The sequence below is a fragment of the bacterium genome, assembly GCA_020444325.1.
Classification (GTDB): Bacteria; Bacteroidota; Ignavibacteria; order SZUA-365; family SZUA-365; genus BM516.
Window position 1 is genome coordinate 20,191 of sequence record JAHLLD010000004.1, and the last position, 20,799, is coordinate 40,989.

Genomic DNA, 20,799 nt, shown 5'->3' on the forward strand with positions numbered 1-20,799 from the left:
AACTCTGCCATCCAATCTAGGAGGGGGACCTTTCAGCGGTCTGAATCTCCCATTAAAGACCCATTACAGTTGTCTTACGACTTGTTAAGGTTCATCTGACTCCATATAGAGGAGGTCACTTCTATATAGTAGGGAATGATTTCCTGCCTTGAAGCGAGACGGCCTTTTCCTTGAATTCTCAGTGCGTCAGACCGAATATTCAAGGAAAAGGCCGAATTATGCAGTTTCTGCATATCAAATCAGTGGAATTTATGCAGTTTCTGCATAATTCCAGGTAGTTTCAGGAGCTAGCCGGAGATTGACCGCAACAGCGGCTCACTTCGTCAACAGCTTAGCGCAATAGTGTCATCCGACGTGTACTCTGCTGATCATTCCAGGACAGCCTGTAGAGATAGATTCCGGAGGGCAATCCCGCTGCATTGAATTGCACCCGATGACTACCGGCCGCTCGATACCCGTCCACAAGTCGACGCACTTCCTTGCCAAGAAGATCTGTCACAACCAGCTGTACCTGTCCGCTTCCCGGAATGCTGTACGTAATTTCCGTGGAAGGATTGAACGGGTTCGGGTAGTTCTGTGCGAGGGTGAAGCCCTGTCCGTCAAGCACGGGGGCGGTACTTACGCCGGGATCTTTCTTCAAAATCAGAAGGAAGCCAGGTCTGCTTGCCGCATCCATGTTCGGGGGAGAAGAGCGTGTCAGGTACACACCATCAGTGGCCTCAACCCGCCAGATGACGTCTTGCTCTTGTGTGAAGGGATCTCCCGAGATTACGTCAATGAGTCCGGCCAGAAGACGGTGTCTGCATGTAAAACAGGTATCACGACCTTCATGATTCGCGTCGAACACCTGCGCACGGGCCAGGGTCACTGCATCGACAAAGGAAATTTTGTATCTGACGGAATCGGAGAATGTCATGGGATTGAAGCGGGAAACCTGAATGTCGGTATAGGGATCTTGCGGATTGGCTTTCTCCCAGGTAAACACCTCCAAATCATCCGTACTCCACACTTTGAGCACCGTCGAATCAGGCGGTGTGAGCAGGGTAAAAGGGTTGGGAGGATGATCGATTATCTCGTAGGGTGGTGTCCGTCCGGAAATGGAAGGGTGGCTGACGGAGTGCACGAGTATCCATTGCAATTCGTCCCCGCGCGATTCGAGGCGGGATATCCTCGAGCAGACGAAATAGTTGGTCAGACCGGTGATATAAATCGTGCCGGAGAACGGGTCCGCAAGTCCCTGGCAACCACCGAATTCCGCCGGAAAACGAGCAGAGAACTGCACTTCAAAGGTGGTGTCTTTGATGAAATTCATGAAGCGATCCCGCGGGACGACGATGAATTCGTACAGACGCAGCAGGAAAACACTGTCCGATCCCTGTATATTCGTCGTCAGGTCAACCAGGAAATTCTCCAGCGGTCCCCTGGTGAACTCCAGGTCAGGGGAATCCTGTGAGAGATTGCTCCATCGAGGCGCGATGGAAAGAACGACCTCCTGACCCTCAGTTGCGTCCGTCTGCGTGAATGTGAGCGAAGCTTCACCGTTCTGGAAGAGGGATTTACCGACAGTGTAATGCAGGCGGGGTCCCTGCGATGTATGGGTAAGGGAGTCCCACACCAGCGGCGTCCCGTTGACAGTCGCCTCCAGCCAGGTGTATGCCTCGGAATCTCCGTTCCAGGACCTCGTGCTGCTGTCGACTTCCGCCATCGAGCCGTCGACAAGGAGTTCGACATCGTGGCCGGTCTGATCCCAGTCCGCGATGATATCACCATTGTCATCCCTTGCCCGCAGCGTGAAGTTCAGTATCGTCCCGACCTCCACGGTGTACGATGCCGACGTGTCATATTCAAGCGCCACACCTGCGCCAAGCTGCGCAGCATGTTGCGCGAGCATCCCTGCTGGAAGCAGGAGAAATAAAAGCGCAGATATCGTGAAATATCGTGTCATGGGTACCTCCACCCGGTTTGTGAAAACAGTAGAAGATATAATCGTCAAAAATCCTGCAAACCGCAATCCCTGGAACAACAACCGGTCGGTATATATGCACCCTGGAGTTGCACACAGTTGGCACCAGTGTTATTGTAGGGGGGAAGTCCGTTCCGAGAGCATGATGAATTTTATCTACAAACCTTCGATGCTCAGATTTTTAGACACCGCAGCCATTCGTCTTCCGAGCAGGTATTGCCGTCATCTGTTCGTGGCTCTTCTGCTGAGCTGCCTGTTCGCGTCCACCATGTTCGCGCAGGATACCACATCCGGGGTGAAGGATTCAACATCGAGCGGGACGAAACTGACAGTTGTCACACATGATGGCGAGACACTGCAGGGTGTCTTCCATCACTGGAGTGCGGATTCACTGTTCCTGATTTCGGAAGAGGGCAGGATGACAGGGATACCGCGGAGGGATCTCGAAAATGTGAGCGAATCCGCAATGCTGGGAGGCGAGTACGGAGAAGGAGTGGAGGTGGATTCCACCACTGCGGCTTTCCGCGAGCGTCCCGCCTCGGGGATACTGCTCGTGCCCACCGCCTGGCAGAAGCCTTCCGGACATCCATTGCTCGCACTCTACGAGCTATACTTCATTTCCGGTTCCGTCAGCTTCGATGACCTCATCACGCTGTCGGCAAATGTAACGGTTCCCGGACTTACAGACAGGGGAGAAGGACTCCTCGGTTTCGGAATGAAAATCAGTCCGATCGTCCGCGAGAGCTTCGCCCTCGCTGCGGGATTGTATGCGGTACGGGGTTATGATGATTACGAGGGAGTGACAGCATACTACGTCTGCATGTCTTTCTTCATTGATAAGGCCAGTTGTACCATCGGACTCGCCAGTGCGACCGCGCAGGAGAAGTACGAAGAATGGCACGCTCTGCCTTTCCTCGGAGTGGACCTCCCGGTTTCTTCCGACGCCCATTTCCTGTTCGAAGCTTCGGCATTCGAGGCGGGCGCTGGAGTGCGGATTCAAAGCGGCCGAGCGGTGTTCGAGCTGGGAGGCATATACATTTATGACGATGCAGACTTTTCAGTGCTCCCGTGGCTGGGGATAGGATTTCTTCTCTAAGTAGTCCGCACTGTGCGGTTCGAGGATTGCTTTTCAAATATTCCAGGCGTAGCCTTCACCCAAAGCTTGAACTTATGCTGCCGGTTGGAATTTTTACAGGGAGAAACGGGTTCAAATAGGAGTCCCATTGTCCAGGATATCCAGCGAAGTCATGCAGATGGTCGCATGCAGTGGACGCAGCTGTTGTTGTGTTGGGATGTCGGAAAGGTTGTATGATGGACAGAAAATCCTTCCTCAAGGCGCTTGCCCTGGCACCCGTTACTTTTGCCGGATTACGTATGAATACTCTTGCCCAGTTCTCCGACCTTCAATCTGCCGGCGACGGAAGCGGCTCCGCTCAGCGAATGCCGGTGCTCTTCCTCGGGCATGGGAGTCCGATGAACGCCATCGAAGAAAACAGCTTCGTGCAGGGATTTCGCAATGCCGCGAAAGCCCTCCCGCATCCAACCGCCATTCTCTGCATCTCGGCGCACTGGGAGACGCAAGGGACACACATCACGGCGATGCCGCAGCCACGTACGATTCACGATTTCGGCGGCTTCCCGAAGGAACTGTATGAGGTGCAGTACCCGGCGCCCGGCGATCCTGCGCTCGCGCGGGAAACAGGGAAGGTCGTCAAGAAAGCGAGTATTGGAATGGATGAGTCGTGGGGACTCGATCACGGCGCATGGTCCGTCATCAAGCACATGTATCCGCAGGCGGATGTCCCGGTGCTGCAGCTCAGTCTCGATGTCACGAAGCCACCGCAGTATCATTTCGAACTGGCCCGGGAACTGGATTTCCTGCGCAGCCGCGGTGTTCTCATCGTAGGCAGTGGAAATATCGTGCACAATCTCCGCCGCGTTGCCTGGGAGCATCTCGATAAGAAAGAGTATGCATTCGACTGGTCCATCGAAGCGAATGAAAGCATGAAGCTGCACATCCTGAGTGGCAACCCCGAAGCGCTCATCGACTTCCGCTCCCAGGGAAGTGCCTACGACCTCGCCATACCCACCGCAGAGCATTTCCTGCCTCTGCTGTACGTTCTCGCTCTCAGAGGCAAGAGCGAGGAAGTGACGCTTTTCAACGATCACATCGTGGGCGGTTCCATTTCCATGACCTCACTGCGACTGGGATAGTGCACGGTGACGAGTGACTGTTGTCATTCGTCCTGTGCGCGGCAACATGCCGGTAGCCGCGCAGCCTTGACATCTGCCTGGTGCTTTCATAGATTCTGGAGTTAGCAATCCAGTACTGATGTTTGCGAGACTCCGGCAGCAATGCTGTCTGCTGCGACCTCGCACAGGAGGTGAACGTGCAAACTGCCGCGGATATCGTGCGAGATCTTCTTGCGCACGCGGATATCACACTGAACGGTGAACGGCCGTGGGATATGGTCGTGCACAATGAGCAGCTCTATGACCGACTCCTTCGCGACCGGGCGCTGGCGATGGGGGAGGCGTACATGGACGGGTGGTGGGACAGCGAGGACCTGGGAGAAACGATCCGTCGCATCCTCTCATCCAACCTCGAACATGCCATTTCGATTCGGACACTGATCCTTCCTGCGCTGAAGGCTCGTTTCACAAATCGTCAGAGCCGATCACGCGCGGCGAAGGATGTCTCCTCGCATTATGATCGTGGAAATGCGTTGTTCACTGCAATGCTCGACAGGCGCATGACATATTCCTGCGCGTATTGGGGTGAACATGAATCGCTCGACGCAGCTCAGGAAGCGAAGTTGGATCTGGTATGCAGGAAAATTGGATTACAGGAAGGGGATCGGGTACTGGACATTGGCTGCGGTTGGGGGAGCTTCATGAAATTTGCGGCCGAACGTTATGGCGCTCAGGCGGTTGGTGTGACCCTGTCGAAGGAGCAGGTGTCCCTGGGGAAAGAACTCTGTACGGGATGGCCCGTGGAATTCAGGCTGCAGGATTACCGCGAGCTGGATGAGAAATTTGATCACATCGTCTCCATCGGCATGGTCGAGCATGTCGGCGCTGCCAACTTTGAGAGTTTCATGCGCGTCGCGGAACGTTGTCTGAAGGATAATGGACTCTTTCTTCTGCATACGATCGGGACACGATCCGGTCGTGTGGACCCTGACTCATGGTCCGACCGCTACATCTTTCCGGGCAGCCATCTTCCGACTGCCGGTGAACTCGTCACCGCGGCAGGAGAGCGTTTCATCGTCGAGGACTGGCACAATTTCGGTGTCGACTACGCGCGTACTCTCGACGCCTGGTTCGATAATTTCTCCGCACACTGGAAAGGGGAATTGGACGCGATATACGACGAACGTTTCTATCGCATGTGGACCTATTTCCTCAAGAGCAGTGCCGCTTCCTTCCGTGCACGCAGAAACCATGTGTGGCAAATCGTATTCTCAAAGCGCGGGGTTGACGGTGGTTACACCGCGGTGCGCTGATCTGAGAACAGTGAAGGAATCTGTATTGACCTTACCGAATCAACAGTAATGATCGGGGTACACGAAGATCAGGGCGATACCGCTGCGTAAATTAATAATGCACCTGCGTGTCTCCACACAGGTGCACTATTGTTGTCTTGATGTTCACGCCGGATACGTTCGGAGCATGCTCCTACTTGATCAGCATCATGCTTCTGGAAACGGATTCGTTACCAACTGTCAGGCGGTACATATACATTCCGCCGGCAAGCTGCGAAGCATCGAAATCGATCTTATGATTGCCGGAACTCTGCAGCCCATCAACCAGAGTTGCCACCTGCTGACCGACCGCATTATATACGCGCAGCATCACATATCCAGGACTTGCGATGTTGTAGGAGATCACGGTGGAGGGATTGAAGGGATTGGGATAGTTCTGGGCGAGATCCAGGCTTCGGACAACTGCGCCGTTGCGTGCGGAATTCTTCGGCGTACCGTAGGCCACAACTGCGGAATAGACGCTCGGGTATCCAAACGCGCTTCCATCACCCCAGCATGCGAGTGTGCGATTGGCGCTGCTGGCAATGCCGATGTAGTCACCAAAATTCGGGGTCATATTTGCGACGGTGTTTGTCCAGTCTGTGGAGGATGAGGTTACCAGCATGGGAGTAGAGAACGTGACTCCACCATCCTCGGAACCGGCATAATACACGTCCACGATTCCAGCACCGTCATTGTCGTACCACACCATATCCACGGTTCCATCCGGCTGTACATCAACAGCAGGCCAGAACTGTGCATGCGTCCCGCCTGCAACCAGGGTGCCTGCACTCCATGTCGCACCGCCGTCGCTCGACCAGCTGAGGTAGACATCGGTATCCCCGTTCCCGAATCCACCGGTGACGGACTGCGGACCGCCATTGGCAATTCGGCTGTCCTGGTACGCGACGTAGATGCGTCCCTGGAACGGATCGTCGTCGCCTGTCGCAATTGCCATGCGCGGGAAGTCATTCGTATTCGAGCGATTGTAGCCGGTCGGGGGGAAAAATGCACCGGAGGATATATCCGACACCGTAGTCCGCGGTGAAAAGCTTGCGCCACCGTCCGTCGATTTCGCGAAGACGATCTGCGGTGCATCGGGCGTACCCGCTAGAGGATAGAACCAGCCGCGTTCCCATGCGACACAGATATCGCCATTCGGCGCGATAGCAACAGCAGATCCCTGATTTACGACACCGGTGTTCGCGGTTACCGCTTCATCAGCCTGGACAATTGCGTGCGTCGCGAAGCTACCTGCCCTGTCGGAGGATGTATAAACTTCAATCTGTCCAAATCCCCACTGCGGAAGTCCGAAGATTTCGATAAAGTTTGTGACAGAAACCGCGACCATGTCTTTTGTGCCACCGTTTTTCCCGGCTGTGATTGCTTCCTTGTCGTATGTGTCAGCACCATTGGCCTTTGTCGGTGGAATCAGTACGGAATTGTTGAAAGAGAAATTCTTCCCTTTGAAGCTGCCACGATGGATAAGCAATCCTGTTTGCCCATACGCCGAATTGTCGACGAGAGGAACGCTCATGTTGGAGTAGTAATAGGTTTTCATTCCAGGGCCACCAGTGGTGAACCAGGGATCCCCACGTGTAATCCAGGTCGCTCCGTTCTGCATATGCGGCGTCGGGGTGCCGCCATCGGTCCACGACTGTCCTCCGTCACCCGACCAGGCATACCCGCTGAGTCCGGGTACACTCGGTGCGGCACATGGTGCGTTCCAGGGAGGTCCACAGAATCCCTCTGCATCGTTCCATCCTGCAACGAGAAATGTTCCCGATGGATCAGACGCGATAATTGTTTCACTGCGTCCGAGACGGCCGTTTGGAATCGGCAGCTGGGGAGCATTTACAAGGGTGTTGACGCCGACGTTGCGGCCAATCTTTCCGAAAGACGACCCGGCTGCGGGATCAATAACCCCGCCATTCGGCGTGTATTTGATCCCGACCATTTTGTTCAGCTGCACGTCCGTTGCCGCACCGGCGTCCTGCGCATGCACGGAAAATGACGTCACCAACATCAGAAGAGCAAACAACGCCACTGATCTGCACAAAGTATATATTGTATTACGCATAAAGATCTCCTCTACTGGCACACGACAGGCACGCGCCATCCTTCAGAAGGATACGGTGTTTCCGCCCACGTTCAGGGTTGGTGTTGATCATGTATATCGTGTGATGGACGGCGAAGTATACAAAAGAGATCCATGATATCCAAATTAATTATCATTGCCATGCCAACGTTGACTTTCCACGCACGAAACTATATTATCTGACAGATCACCAAAACAGCAAGGAGGGGTACTGATGACCGATATCGGGTACAGGCTTGCAAGCTGGATGCACAAACACATGACCAATGTGCTTGTCGTCGCATCATACGCGGCATTGTTTATTCTGCTCGTCGTTGCCATCGGATTCTGGCTGCAGCCGGATAAGGAAGATGTGAAACGGGAAGTGCAGGTCACACAGGATGATGCACCGATTCAGCGCAGGTAGGTGGTGAAGCGAAAGGGAAGTCTTACCATGTGATCGGATACGCAAGGGAGATTGCAAAGCCACCGTAGGATTGCGGTCCGAGTTCTTTTTTAAGACACGCAATCCATGCACCTGCGACTGAATCTGGAAATGTTCAGGGTATTACATATATTGGGAGCTGGAATTCCATTTACGATGAAGGACGCTCACGATGCTCGATGTTGGCAGCCCGCTTTACAAACCTGGATTCCCACGTTCGAACCGCTATGATGAATCATGGATGATGGATAATCATATGGGACCGAATCCCGTATGGCTTATGGAATGGCTTGCCGATGGCATGGAGTTGCGTGAGGGGATGCGCGTGCTGGACCTTGGATGTGGAAAGGCGGCGAGCAGCATTTTTCTCACAAAGGAATATGGTGTGCAGGTGTGGGCGGGAGATCTGTGGATCGGACCGGATCACAACTGGCGTCGCGCGAAAGAGGCGGGTGTGGAGTCGCAGGTGTTCCCCCAGCGTATGGAAGCGCATGCGCTGCCCTTTGCGCAGGGCTTCTTCGATGCCATCGTGTCAGTCGATGCGTATCAGTACTTCGGAACGGATGAGATGTATCTCGGCTACCTCTCAAGGTTTCTTCGTCCCGCGGGACAGCTGGGTATCGTCGCCGTCGGACTCGCGCGTGAAATCGAGACTGTGCCGCCTGCTCTGATCGAACCACAGTCCAATGGAAAAGTGTTCTGGGAAGATTCCTGCTGGTGTTTCAAGCCGCCGGCGTTCTGGGAGCGGAGCTGGGGCCGCAGCGACAAGGTGCGCAACCTGCGCGTCGATATGCTGGAGGATGGCTGGCGGCACTGGCGCGATTTCGAGCGGGCACTCGAAACCGTCGGGAAAACCATTTTCCCTTCCGACGCCGAAGCCATCGATCGTGACGCAGGCGAAACGCTTGCGTTCGTTCGCATGCTCGCAGAGCGTACGGATGTCGAAGCCATAAACTACTACGACCCCACTCTCGGCGCTCTGGTCGGCGTGGATACCTGATCAAACACCGCCTCTTTCATATTGCGCGCACTGACTACGAGTACAGTGCGTGCTATTCTTATATCTCTTTCCGTGCGGGAAGGACACATTTTCCTGGGTACTACCGCCTGTGAAAAATGGGTAGTATTGCCTATTGATTATCACACCATGTTGTCCGATAGTTATAGTGTCAACACTCCGCTCAACTCTTCCGCCCTTCGCATCCCCGCATAAATGCAGGAGAGGCAATTATGTTCTGGCGACCGCATTCTCTTTCCATTGTGGTATTGATGATTCTCACGCTGTGCAGCTGCAGTACAGGACCGAAGTGGAATCCTGATCATGCTCATATGCTTGCACATATCTACGGATTGTCAAATCCGCTTCGGGATGTGCAGGAACTGCAGCAGTACGTTTTTCAATACCAGATTGAATTGCGTCGTGATGGCGGCGTTGTCCAGTGCGCGCGCGAACTCGGGGAGCAATTGGTGAAAAGGGGAGTGGAGTCGTTCCATAAAGATGATTATGACCGTGCCTACAAACAGGCAATCGCCCTGGGCGGAAGCATGGAACAGGTTCATAATGTTGCAGGCAGTATTCATGAAGGAGATGTAGACCTGCTGCTTCTTGGCAAGGAACTCATCTGGCTTGCCGATGTATTACCTCACGCGGCAATGGGGAACTGGGAGCCCTATGCCAACACGGGAACGGTCGCACGGCAGCAGGTCAGGCATGTCCTTCCATACATGAATGTGCTCAAAACCGATGCCGGCATGCAGAGTATTGTGAAGAATGCCAGGATTCAATTCAGTCCACTCGCCGAAGAGCAGATTATACTGCTTGCCAGTATTATTGATAATTGAGGAGTGAACATCCTCGTTTAGAACTGAAACAATATCATCGCATGCGCGAGCCCTTCACCATAACGTTCGGCTCTGAGGCGTAACGCCCAGCGGGGATGGAAATTCCAGTCGACACCGCCATTGAATCCCAGGTATGCCTCCGAGTCCCCGTAAGTCGGGAATTCGAGATAGAGCGGTACTGCAAAGTTGAATGTGAGGGTAGGACCAAATGCGAATTCCACGCCATTCCGGATAATGATAAATGAACCGTAGTCTTCAATGTATTGTGCATGAATGTCGTGGTAATATCCCAGGGGAATATGCCAGCCGTAGTATGTCAAATCATCGCCGATGTAATAGTCGAAACGGTGCTGCAGCGTTGCGATCGTGCCACTGGCAGAAGAAGTGTCACGTCCCGAGGGATATACCGGATCCATCTAGCCGGCGCCTGCAGTTTCACGTATTCGGATGCGATCAGACAGATAAAACTCTGCCCGTCCCGCAATGATATTGCTCCTGTTGGGTGTGGGATAATAACCATGATAAGCATATGATTCCGTAATGAATCCACCACCGACGGAAAGATCCGGTGCAATGAGATGTGAGTAGAAGATTTGCTCTGTCTTTCGACGGAAGCGGTATGTAGGGAAGAACGTGTTCATCGACGAGATGAGCAGGGAACTCGTTGGAATGACGACCCTTGAAGTTGGCAGCAGATGCTCTTTGTCCCACAAACGCGGGATCGTAGTGTACATGTATTCCAATTCAATATGATCAAGGGTTCTCGCATGCCCTGTGCGGGACTCGAATACTGTGGAGACTCCTAAACGATCCTCTCCCATGCTCAAACCAAGCAGAAGGCTATGCTTGAATTCATAGGCGGGAATGCGCCCGGCCTGAACACTGTCCTGTACAGGTTCGGGACTGGGAGGAGGAATCACCTCATCTGTCCCTTCCAGAAACGTGATATCGGATCGCCGTAGCTCAGCATCCCGCATCTGTCCGTTGCCGGCATCCAGTCGTAGCGTTACGCTACTGTCGGTTGTCGCGACGATCCATCCCTCCAACGTCCCACCGCGCTGCAGCTCCACTTCGACCTGTGCGCAGACGGGTGTGCGAAGGAGGAGGAGTAACAGGAAAAGAATAGATCCCTGCAGCATGGCTAAGGAAACAGATGTGCGGTGCGCGTACAGACGTGCATACCCCATGGTGTATTACCCTCAATTGGGTGGTGCCAGGATTAAGGAGCCATCGTCCGCTTATTTCACCTTCGAACAGAGAATATCTGCGGAATCGCCGACGCCATACTGTTTGGCCTTGCCGTATCCGCGTCCGTTGTAGTCCTGTTTGTAGGAAACCTCAAACATGCGGCAGGTCCCATCCGCTTTCTTGAACACCGTCGTGGTGTTGATCGTACGCGATACGATCGCTCCGGTGACCGGGTGATGCTGGATGGTCCAGTCCCGGTCTGTGATGATAACCTTGAGTGGCGTTTCCTTCCACGCACCCAGTGATGCCATCATCTCTTTTTCCAGGGACGCGTTGCGCATCGCAGGAGATGGGAGGCTGACACCGGAGAGCTTCTTTTCTCCGAGCTGCCGATGCACCTCGGCAATACGGTCCAGTCCTTTCGAACAGTCGAGCTTGAACGATCCTTCTGCGATCGTCTTCCCGTAATCATCCAGCGTCCGAATGGTAATGGTATGACGTCGCGGAGATATGTTTTTCAGTTTTTCCGTGAAAAGCAGGGCTCCACGTGTAGTTGACTGGGCTGGGTCCGGAACGACCTCGGATTTCAGGGTAGAGGCCTCACGTGCCGCGCCGTCGAGTTTGAAATTGTAGCGCACCATTTCGTTTCCATCGACGAGCATCGCAGTATAAGCGACATTCGAGTTGTTCGTCACTTCATTGTAGATCCCTTTGAAGTACATCATACCATAGATATTATCACCGGCTGCGAAATTGTCCTTCATTGCCGAAACGCTTTCTGCGCCGGGCGTAATGGGGGAGGAGGAAAAGACAATTTCCCCGGCATGCTGCCTGTGGAATTCCCCGGTATACACCGCGGAGGCCAGGGAAGCGCCCATGCTCTCGGCAGCCACTTTCGCATCATCACGGAGTTGCTGGATGTTGACATCATCAGGTGTGACCAGCAGTACAGCCTCTGCAGTGAGCAGTGCAGCTTCTGCTGCCTCCAGGGCCGCGCCTGCCCGCGAACTCCCTTTCGCCTTCTCAGCGTATGCCAGCTCAATGGCCGCGTTAATCTCTTTTGTGATGTCGCCTTTAACCAGTCCGTCGAAATGCGGAGGGAAACGTGTCATGATGTCGTCGTACTTGTGTGACTGCGACTCCCGCATTGCTGGTTTCATCTCCATGGCACGCTCGACCGTCTTCCGGGCGTTCGGATAATCCGCTTCCTTGCACTTGTCGTAGAAATTCTGTGCTTCCTTCTTGTTGCTGAGCATACCGCTGTAAAAGCTGTTGATGCTGAGAAGCTCGCGCACCTTCCAGTACACGTCGTCGAGCATCTTTTCTGCTTCCGCTTCCGATTCACTATCGTCGTTTATGCCCATCTGCTGTTTTGCCTCGGGGGAAGGTTCCCGTGTCTGCTGCTCTTTCTCCTCGTCGTCGGAGTCCTTTATAATTTTGTCCAGCGTTTTCTCCGCGCTTTTCTTGACCTTTCCGAGGTCGAATTGTGCCAGGGAGTGGGTGGGGATGACAATCGATATGAGAACAAGTGCGGAAAGAGCATACAGGAATCCTGACAGCAGGGAACGTGGCATGGTTATTCCTCCGGAATAATGCGTGTAACGATGGGTGCTGCGGAACATCGGCAGACGGGTATTGCCCCGGAAAAGGCGGGACCGCGATGGTCAAACGGGGAAGAGTTAATCGTATTTAAGGTATTTCTCTCGTAAAATCAAGTACTTGGGGCGCATACTATCTGTCACGGCTCATACCCGCTGCTGAGACAGGATATGTCTGCGGTATCGATGGTGATGACGCTATCGGCGGTCAGCACGACAGCCATGAGCGCGCCGTCTCTGTATTTGAGTTCCCACATGTCCCCATCCGCGTGCAGTGAGCTTCCATCACGCAGTGTTACCCTGATGGGCCAATCAATCCTGATGAAGCGGATGTCGTTGTACCTGATCGCGTGGTAGGTAAGCGCATAACCCACGGAGCCGTGCAGATATCGTATGCCCTTCACATCCGCGATCGAAGAATAGTCTGCATTGAATGTCAATTCCGTGGAGTCCGTTCCGACGGTGACATCAAACGGCAGCAGTCCGGTACGTCCCTGGCAGAACCTGTCAAATGCCGCACTCAGCTCTCTCTGTCTTTCATCGTATTGTCGCTTCACGGAGTGAATGCTGTCGACGAGCTCAACGACATCCATCATGCATGCTGATGTGCTCAGACAGCAAAGAACGCAGATCGCTATGAGAAACCTTGAGAGCATGCTGTAAAATGGCAGCCTTCGATCCATTCGTTGTCACGAGGTTGTAAAAATGTCTGCATCGGGAAGTGCACGTGTACATTGACTCTGCGTAATGGCATTAATCATGATAAAGCCATACTTTGTTCTTATTCATGAGCTATCTTCAGGGGCCCGATCCGGCAGGAATGGAATTCCATACCAATCAATACATTTCAGAAACACCTTTGTGGAGGAGAGCAGTGAAACGAATTTCTATTCTTACAGTACTGTCGGCGATAATGGGGCTCGTGCTAATTAGCAGCGGCTGTGCCTCGCTTGACGACGTCATGCGTGCGAAGGCTGATGGGAGTGAAGGCACGACTGCAACGTATCCCGTTACAGAAGATCAGGCATGGGAGATAGCGAAAACCGTTTTCCGCTGGGAAGGTGCCGATGCCGTCGAGGAACACCGCGAAGACGGATTCATGCTGACGAGCAGTGGTATGACACTGTTCACATCGGGAACAGTCATGGGCGCGTGGCTTGAGCCTGCAGGTGACCAGAAAACGACGGTAACCGTCATCACGAAACGGAGGATCGCTACGAACTTTGTCACAACGCTTACAGAATCCACCTTTCATAAACGGTTCGCCCAGGCTGTGAGGATTATTGAAAGTGGACAAAAGTTGCCCCTTATCGCTCCGGAATGGCAGGATGGGATGTAAGATTCTAACCTATGTTGCAATCAGTGATACATGTTTGCGCGCATATTTGAGCAGGAATCGAGGAAAATCGTCTGCTCAATTACCCGTCTGCCGAGAAAATCCGAAGTGGAATACAGAGAAGCATTCGACATACTGTTCAGCCTGTTTGGTGTGCTTGTGGCAGCCATCGTCCTTTTGATATCGAAGCCCGGAAGCTACGGCGAAAGGTGGCCGAAACTGACCAGGGTGGTGTGCTGGGTGCTTATCGTCGTGCTGACGCCATTTCTCATATACAACATTGTGCTTTCGTTTATCGGATAGATGGGGTTCGTAGGTATGAATACAATTTCCATCCGGATTTCCGCAATTGTCATGACTATTGCGTTTACCGTCTGCACAGGCACTGAAGGGATTCATGCGCAGACGCATCCCGAGGACACGCAATTGTTCTTCAATGTCTCGGGCCGTTATGGGACTCTTGACCGGGATTTCAACAATATTGGACCGGGTATCAGGACAGTCTCAAGCGGTACATCCTGGGATGTCATGCTGTCGTTCAATCCCACATGGTGGCTCGGAGAGCGCACTGCTGTTGAGCTGGAGCTGGGGTATTGGGCATCATCCATCAAAACCGAGACCGATGGAGTGGAACAGTCTATTTCCAATGAGGCCGGTTTTATTATGCCGCATTTCCTGCTCTCACTGGGCAGTGTCGATTCACTGCTGGTCCCTTATGTAAAGGCGGGTGTTGGACTGCTCAGTATCGAGGAGGAAGACGTTCCTCTCGGTTTCAGTGCCGGGATCGGTACACTCATTCTATCCGGCTCCCCACTGATCATGAAGATAGAGCTGAGCTATAAACTCAAATCAGCGAATTCAGGCAGCCACGTTGTTACCGAGACGCAGTGGCAGGGACTATTCGTCACTGCGGGTGTGGGAATAGAAATTTAATTGTCGTAGTAAGCAATCGTTTTCATGATCGTATGGAGGAGCGGATGTTCAGGTACAGTGCAATCATCATTGTCGCTTTTTTTACCACGCTGACTGTCGCAAGCGCACAGAGCAAACTGCCGAACGTGAGTATCAAGTGTAATGGCTCGGCCGTTGTTGTGCATAATCATTCCGACTACCCTGTGCCGCTTGGGAACATGAGTCTCATGTGGAAGGGACGTACGGAGGCCTGGTGGAAGTATGATCCCGAGACAAAGATAATTCTGAAGGCGGGGGAATCACGAGGTATCCGGTACGACGAGATCGTCAAGAATTACGATCCGGAAGCGGACGATGGGTATCCCTACCAGATAACGATTGCGGTTTCGACGGAGGACAAAAAGCCGGCATTGCTTCAGTTCGGCCGGGACGAGGATGGCCTGTACACCATGGATGAGAATCTGAGCATGGTCATTACTCCTGAGGAACTGCAGCGTCGTGCAGCGGAGCGCGAGAGCGAATAGGTCGTCGTGATTTTCCCCGGTGTGGGATGCGGACGGATCGATCTACGGTTACTGCACGACTATCCCGTGTGATTTGATCTGGCCGGACTGCAAAACACTTACCTGGTAATACCCCGGACGCAGTGCGGGCAGCGTGAGTTGTATCCGCTGGCGCTGCCCGCGAAACTCAAGCTGTCGCTGCAGCACGGTTTGTCCCAGCAGGTTGCGCAGCAGGATGGTACCTGTGCCGGAAGCGGGATTCTTCAGATCAAGGGAGAGCTGTCGTGTTCCGTTGGGGAGAGGATTCGGAAAGAGATCAAAATCCACGGCCGAGCTGACGGCGTGAGAGGGAGTCTGAATGCCTGTAACCCAGTGGGGATTGTGGAGAAAGGGATCACCGAGCAATGTACTGCGCGTGCTGAGGGGAGGAATGGAGTCTCCGGGTCCGCCACCGCGCCGGAGCTTGACCTCGAGCAGCGCGAGTCCGTAACACGCATCTTTGTTTTCTTCCATGTAGCTGCGCGCTTCCATCCCGATGTTGAAGAGCGCCATGCCGAATGCGAGTCCCGACGACACGATTGCTCCCACGGCTCCTCCATCCTTCACGCGCAGCATGTTTTCGGGAACGGACTGCGCGCTGTCGAGATCGAAGCGCTGACTGCAGGCAACGGTGTAGAGGAAGAAGGGTTGCGTGCCAAGCTCCAACGTCGGGATATCCGTGGCATCGACGAGATGCAAGGCGGACCAGTGGTCCGGCGCCCCGTGTCCCGCATACAGCAGTGTGCCGATACCATGGGAGATATGATGCGCGAGCGAGTCGATAATGGTTTCCGCATTCTCTGTGTTGGCCGCCAGTGCGACAGAACGATCGCGATCGGGATCGAAGGAGTTTTGCCAGGTATGCACCATCGACAGGAAAGGATCCCCCTCTTCGTAGTCCGCAAGTCCGAGCTGATCGAGCGAGCCCTGGCCCGGGGACAGCTTCTCGTAGGCAATGGTCTTCGCGACCATCGTCCGCACCTCCTCGATGGAAGCCGCGGGAAGCCGTCCTACGGCCAGCTCAGGGAGGGCGTCATCATCGTACAGATCGTCCGCCAGCATGTCATCAATCGCCACGGTATCCGTGAACAGCGTGCTGTGCGCCGGATGCGGCGGGAGCATGTATGTCGGTACCCACTCAACATCGCCGACGAGCAGCAATGCCACCGGCGCGGGCGGCGTCCATGAATGCATGGCATACGTGGTGAACTCCCGTATCGAAGTCAGCGTATCCGCCGCGGGAAACGCCTGGAGGATAGCTCCGATCGTGGCCACCTCGTACCTGATTCCCTGCGTGCCGCGATACTCCACGAGTGGCGCGACGTCCTGCGCGAACGCATCGGGTACAATAAGAATGCCATCGGCTGAAATGGAGGGATCGCGCAATCCGGTCTGCGCACTGGCTGCGCCCAAACTGGCGCAAAGCAGGAGGGAAACAACAATGATTCTGATCATACGACCTGCAGGAATGATGAATATACCCGGCATACAGTATGACCTGAGCCTAAGAAAAACAATTCCAAAGCAGGCCCATCATTCTATTTCATCAGCATCATTTTTCTTGCCGTGTGCGTATCGTCCGCAGTCAGCCTGTGGAAGTAGACACCTGACGGCAATCCCCCGGCATTGAACTGCAGGGAATGTGATCCCGGGGTCAGGACTTTGCCATCGAGCAGGCGACGGACTTCCCTGCCATACAGGTCAGTAACCACGAGCGTGACACGCCGTGACGTGGGCAGGGTAAACTCAATCGTCGTTGATGGATTGAAGGGGTTGGGATAATTCTGCTGAAGCGCGATGCTCCGGGGCAGGGAAGTGATATCCTGACTGGAGAGGGAAAGGTCTTGCACGCGGTAGATTCCGCTGCGATACGAATCGACCTCCTGCTCAGTCCTGTGTGCGACCCAGAGCACGTCGTCAGCGTCGAGCGTCCAATCCCCAAGCGCTCCCCAGAACTCCGCGGGTGAGAACAGCAGCCGCATGTGCGTTGCACTTGCCGTTGCGTTCGGAATGATGAGCAGGGAGTCACTTCCCACGGGATGCGCGATGTACTTGATGTTGCCATCGCCTCCCTTATACGCTTTCCATTCCATGTAACCGGCAGTACCGGCTATGCTGCGAATGGTATCGAATATCCTCCCGTCATTCATTGGCGACCATGTGATGTCCTCTCCCGCTACCTGTCTCCAGAGAAGGACCATGCGTCCCTCAGCATCGGTGAGCAGATATCTGCGACGTTCTTCATTCCCTGCTGCCGTTGTATTGCTGCGTCGGACCTCGCCGTTGGCGGAGCAGGAGTACACGGTGATGGAGTCGAGCCGGTCGAACAATACGACGACCCTGTTATCCGTTGTCGGCTGCACGACAAGTTCCGGAGAAAGATCCAGGTGGAAAGGGTATTCGAAGTAGATACCACGTTCGAGAACGGCATCTCCACCACCGGGCGTGGTGATTGCCGCGAGGCGCAGACCGACACTGTCCATCGCGTGCGCATGGCCCGCCGTTCTGTAGAGGACCATCACCGTACCGTCAGTGCGCTGAACGAGGCGGGGGTTATACCCTGGTCCGAGAGTGAAAGATTGCAGGAAGGAGGAATTCTCTGAGAACCGCGCCACGCGGATTTCCGCTTCATAATAACGGTGCGGTATTTCAGCTGGATCCAGTACCGTGATCGCCTCCCACACCAGCCAGAATCCACCACTCTTCAGCTGAAGGACATCAGGATGTCGTGCGTCCTGAAATTCTCTTATCGTTTCGAGTACATCGTTCCATGTATGCTGCAGCGCCATATTCCCAATGCCGTAACCCGAATGGACGCTCGCTCCGCCGATCTCCCATGGCAGCGTCGCCAGGAGTATGTCCCGATCAAAGGAGCCTCCGATGCCAAAATCAAACCCACCCTTTGCAAAGTAATTCATGCCGGATTCGAGGGGACCGATGGAATGCAGGGTGTGCGACTGCAGCGTTCCTGCGCCGTCGATCAGATGCGCATTGAGATCCTTGAACTCATATTTGACGTCAAACATGGGAGGCGGCGCTCGGTGGATGCTGTCCGTCCCGGTAATGCACACCATGCCGCCCGGCAGTGCGTGCAGTGACATGGCACTGAGCCGGTTGCCGGAGTATCGCTCCGGCAACCACCAGTGATCTACCGTCTGTGCACAGACGTCGAAAGTCGAAATAAATATCAGGGAAAGGATCAGGACTCTCATGGCGTCCCCCCGGACAGTGCGGATGAAGCAGTGGTGTACGCATCCATAATACCCGAATGGGGGGAGAGTGTCAAGATGAGGCTACGCTGCTAACTTAACGCTTCACCATGATCGGCTGCACGGACTGTTCACCGCCATCTGTCGTCACGGCGAGAAGATAGAGTCCGTTGCTCAGATCACCGATATCGATCTGCTCCTGCCAGGTGCCTTCTCCCCGCTGATCGGTGACGGACATCTCACGCACACGTTCGCCTTTGACGTCATACATGGACACGGCCACGCGCCGCGGTTCGGGCAGCGTAAATTCCACGGTAGCCTTTGCCTGCGTGATGGGATTCGGGTAGATGTTCGCGGCGAGAGAGCGAGGAGCTGTCACACCGTTCTCGGTGTTCTCCTCGAGCTGTCGCTGTTGTTCTTCGACTGCACGTTGGACGCGGTGGGGAAGCTTCTCGATGAATCCGGGGTCAGGTTTGAACCAGTAGATGTAGTAATAATCACCGGATTCCGTAGCGACGGCGGGGTTCTCTGTGGGCACCTTGATGGGGATGAGCGTTCTCATGAAGCTGGCTTTTGCACCGTGGATATTCTGCTCGGCGGCACCTGAAGCACTGCTGGTCGTCGAATATGTACGTCCACGCGAATTGGTCACTAATACAGGGGCATACAGATCTTTCTTTTTTTCCTGCTTCTCTTCATCGGCATCCTTTCGATCAAAGGACAACGTGTAGCTGACCACACCGTTAGACTTCTCCTCCATCTCCGTACTCATCCCGTCATAGAATTCTTCGAGCACGCCACCATCTTCGGTCAGTGTGATTCCGATGTTCTGAAGCTCGGCCGGATCGAGTTCGTATATCGAATACCCCTGTATGCGAAGCTTCGTCCACTTTGCATACAGATCATTTCTGAGCTTTCTTCGGGCTTTGTTTTCGGGTGAGTTCGGATGCTCCGCCTTCCGCCTCTCCAAAGCGCGCTTCATTGCTAGCGACATTTCATCAGTAGTGCGCTGCATATCCGGGGACATCCCGGTCGAGTTACTGGAGGTATCCTTTTTCGTTTTTAAGGAGTCGTCGTCCGTCACACTGGAAGTTGACGTATGCTGCTCCGGGGCCTGCTGCAGCTGCGCTGCCGGTGCGTCCGGGTTGTTCTGAGACTGAGTGGATTCCTGTGTGAGTTGATTTGTGTTTTCTACCTGTGCGGTGTTGAGATTGAAAATGATCAGTAATGCTGCGACTAAAACCATAACTCCTCCGACTACAATAATTGAGCGATGAGCGATTGGCATCCGTTTTCTGCGATACGGATGAGCCGTGGAAAGGAGATAGTCCTGAACAGTCGATGTCGACATGCGGGGCTCCGTGTTGCGGGCTTCCTCCAGCATGGAGTCAAGAGTTCTGTGTTTCGACGTACTCATTGTTCGACCTCGATTCTTTCCTTTGCCGGCTGCGCATTTCCGGTCTGGCTGGAATCCTCGTGTTCAGGTACTCCGAGGAGCAGCGCGAGCTGCTTCCTGGCGCGGACGAGACGGGATTTGACACCGGACATTGATCCACCTTGCATTGTGCGAATCTCCTTGAGACTGAGTCCCGACAATTCATAGAGCACAAGCGTTTCACGCAGTTTTGGCGGCAACTTTGCAATGGCAGCATACAGCGCTTCCATGTCCGCCGAGAGTTCGATCGACTCGGCCGTCTCAAACCGGAGTTCTTCATGCTTTCTCTCGAAAGGCAGATGCAGTGTTCTGCGCTTTGCCATGAGCCAGTGCAGCCGTTTCGCAATCGTAATCAGATAGAAGCGGAAGGACGATTGGTCGCGAACAGTGTCGAATGCCTGGTAGGCACGCAAAAGTGTTTCGCCAATCAGATCGCCTGCATCGTCCTGATCGCGTGTCATGCCGCGGACATAGCGCTCAAAGGCCGGATAGTGCTCATCCAGCAGCGAGAGAAATGCGCTCTGCCTTGCTGCGTCTTCCTGTGACGGCGGTGCGGTCGAATTCATCCGGTTCTGCGTGGTCCCCCAGCTGGGTGATTAAGGTGGATCCGGTATCCCGTCTCCATGTAGTAGAGGGAGAAACAGGAAAAAAGTCGCATGCAAGGTACAGATAATGTGAACAAGCGGCCCGGAGGGGGCCGCCTGCGCAGGTGACGACGGATACAGATG

20 protein-coding genes are annotated in these 20,799 nt (G+C 54.2%); 10 read left to right on the forward strand and 10 right to left on the reverse strand.

Annotation, left to right across the window (positions count from 1 at the left end; genetic code table 11):
• Positions 1-331: 331 nt before the first annotated feature.
• Positions 332-1,945: a T9SS type A sorting domain-containing protein gene (locus tag KQI65_06900; protein MCB2204461.1), complete on the reverse strand. Its 1,614-nt coding sequence runs from the start codon at positions 1,943-1,945 to the stop codon at positions 332-334.
• A 187-nt stretch (positions 1,946-2,132) separates the two neighbouring features.
• Here KQI65_06900 and KQI65_06905 point away from each other — a divergent pair, with 187 nt between their 5' ends.
• The 3 genes from KQI65_06905 (at position 2,133) to cfa (ending at position 5,469) form a co-directional block, all read left to right on the forward strand.
• Positions 2,133-3,059 carry a hypothetical protein gene (locus tag KQI65_06905; protein ID MCB2204462.1) on the forward strand — a complete coding sequence of 309 codons (927 nt, stop codon included), beginning with the start codon at positions 2,133-2,135 and terminating at the stop codon, positions 3,057-3,059.
• 215 nt (positions 3,060-3,274) lie between these two features.
• On the forward strand, positions 3,275-4,177 hold the full coding sequence (ygiD, locus tag KQI65_06910; protein ID MCB2204463.1) for a 4,5-DOPA dioxygenase extradiol: 903 nt from the start codon (positions 3,275-3,277) through the stop codon (positions 4,175-4,177).
• Between the two features lie 176 nt (positions 4,178-4,353).
• Positions 4,354-5,469, forward strand: coding sequence for a cyclopropane fatty acyl phospholipid synthase (gene cfa, locus KQI65_06915; GenBank protein ID MCB2204464.1), 1,116 nt, complete (start codon positions 4,354-4,356; stop codon positions 5,467-5,469).
• Between the two features lie 172 nt (positions 5,470-5,641).
• Here cfa and KQI65_06920 read toward each other — a convergent pair whose 3' ends face one another.
• Positions 5,642-7,528, reverse strand: a complete 1,887-nt coding sequence (locus KQI65_06920) for a T9SS type A sorting domain-containing protein (protein MCB2204465.1) — start codon at positions 7,526-7,528, stop codon at positions 5,642-5,644.
• A 271-nt stretch (positions 7,529-7,799) separates the two neighbouring features.
• Between KQI65_06920 and KQI65_06925 the strand changes: the two genes are divergently transcribed.
• The 3 genes from KQI65_06925 to KQI65_06935 all read left to right on the forward strand — a co-directional run bounded on the left by KQI65_06925 (position 7,800) and on the right by KQI65_06935 (position 9,851).
• A complete protein-coding gene (locus tag KQI65_06925) occupies positions 7,800-7,991 on the forward strand; it encodes a hypothetical protein (protein ID MCB2204466.1) in 192 nt (63 codons plus the stop codon).
• Positions 7,992-8,181: 190 nt separating this feature from the next.
• Entirely contained in the window at positions 8,182-9,009 is an 828-nt protein-coding gene (locus KQI65_06930; protein MCB2204467.1) for a methyltransferase domain-containing protein, read from the forward strand.
• 329 nt (positions 9,010-9,338) lie between these two features.
• The gene (locus tag KQI65_06935) at positions 9,339-9,851 is read left to right on the forward strand and encodes a hypothetical protein (GenBank protein ID MCB2204468.1); all 513 of its coding nucleotides are present in this window, start codon (positions 9,339-9,341) and stop codon (positions 9,849-9,851) included.
• Between the two features lie 17 nt (positions 9,852-9,868).
• Here the strand turns inward: KQI65_06935 and KQI65_06940 are convergent, their stop codons facing one another.
• The 4 genes from KQI65_06940 to KQI65_06955 all read right to left on the reverse strand — a co-directional run bounded on the left by KQI65_06940 (position 9,869) and on the right by KQI65_06955 (position 13,233).
• Positions 9,869-10,267: a hypothetical protein gene (locus tag KQI65_06940; GenBank protein MCB2204469.1), complete on the reverse strand. Its 399-nt coding sequence runs from the start codon at positions 10,265-10,267 to the stop codon at positions 9,869-9,871.
• Positions 10,268-10,990 (reverse strand): hypothetical protein, encoded by a 723-nt coding sequence (locus KQI65_06945; protein MCB2204470.1) that lies wholly within the window; start codon positions 10,988-10,990, stop codon positions 10,268-10,270.
• A gap of 99 nt (positions 10,991-11,089) precedes the next feature.
• A complete protein-coding gene (locus tag KQI65_06950) occupies positions 11,090-12,613 on the reverse strand; it encodes a hypothetical protein (GenBank protein ID MCB2204471.1) in 1,524 nt (507 codons plus the stop codon).
• A gap of 164 nt (positions 12,614-12,777) precedes the next feature.
• Positions 12,778-13,233 carry a hypothetical protein gene (locus KQI65_06955; protein ID MCB2204472.1) on the reverse strand — a complete coding sequence of 152 codons (456 nt, stop codon included), beginning with the start codon at positions 13,231-13,233 and terminating at the stop codon, positions 12,778-12,780.
• 317 nt (positions 13,234-13,550) lie between these two features.
• Between KQI65_06955 and KQI65_06960 the strand changes: the two genes are divergently transcribed.
• The 4 genes from KQI65_06960 to KQI65_06975 are packed head-to-tail and all read left to right on the forward strand — an operon-like array spanning position 13,551 to position 15,409.
• Positions 13,551-13,976, forward strand: a complete 426-nt coding sequence (locus KQI65_06960) for a hypothetical protein (protein MCB2204473.1) — start codon at positions 13,551-13,553, stop codon at positions 13,974-13,976.
• Positions 13,977-14,006: 30 nt separating this feature from the next.
• Entirely contained in the window at positions 14,007-14,276 is a 270-nt protein-coding gene (locus tag KQI65_06965; protein MCB2204474.1) for a hypothetical protein, read from the forward strand.
• 15 nt (positions 14,277-14,291) lie between these two features.
• Positions 14,292-14,906, forward strand: a complete 615-nt coding sequence (locus KQI65_06970) for a hypothetical protein (protein ID MCB2204475.1) — start codon at positions 14,292-14,294, stop codon at positions 14,904-14,906.
• A gap of 44 nt (positions 14,907-14,950) precedes the next feature.
• Positions 14,951-15,409: a hypothetical protein gene (locus tag KQI65_06975; protein MCB2204476.1), complete on the forward strand. Its 459-nt coding sequence runs from the start codon at positions 14,951-14,953 to the stop codon at positions 15,407-15,409.
• Between the two features lie 48 nt (positions 15,410-15,457).
• On the opposite strand, the gene KQI65_06980 is transcribed toward KQI65_06975, so the two are convergent.
• From KQI65_06980 to KQI65_06995, 4 genes are all read right to left on the reverse strand, one after another.
• Positions 15,458-16,882: a hypothetical protein gene (locus KQI65_06980; protein MCB2204477.1), complete on the reverse strand. Its 1,425-nt coding sequence runs from the start codon at positions 16,880-16,882 to the stop codon at positions 15,458-15,460.
• Positions 16,883-16,965: 83 nt separating this feature from the next.
• On the reverse strand, positions 16,966-18,639 hold the full coding sequence (locus tag KQI65_06985) for a T9SS type A sorting domain-containing protein (GenBank protein ID MCB2204478.1): 1,674 nt from the start codon (positions 18,637-18,639) through the stop codon (positions 16,966-16,968).
• Between the two features lie 94 nt (positions 18,640-18,733).
• The gene (locus tag KQI65_06990; GenBank protein MCB2204479.1) at positions 18,734-19,882 is read right to left on the reverse strand and encodes a T9SS type A sorting domain-containing protein; all 1,149 of its coding nucleotides are present in this window, start codon (positions 19,880-19,882) and stop codon (positions 18,734-18,736) included.
• A gap of 167 nt (positions 19,883-20,049) precedes the next feature.
• The gene (locus tag KQI65_06995) at positions 20,050-20,637 is read right to left on the reverse strand and encodes an RNA polymerase sigma factor (GenBank protein MCB2204480.1); all 588 of its coding nucleotides are present in this window, start codon (positions 20,635-20,637) and stop codon (positions 20,050-20,052) included.
• Between the last annotated feature and the right edge of the window lie 162 nt (positions 20,638-20,799).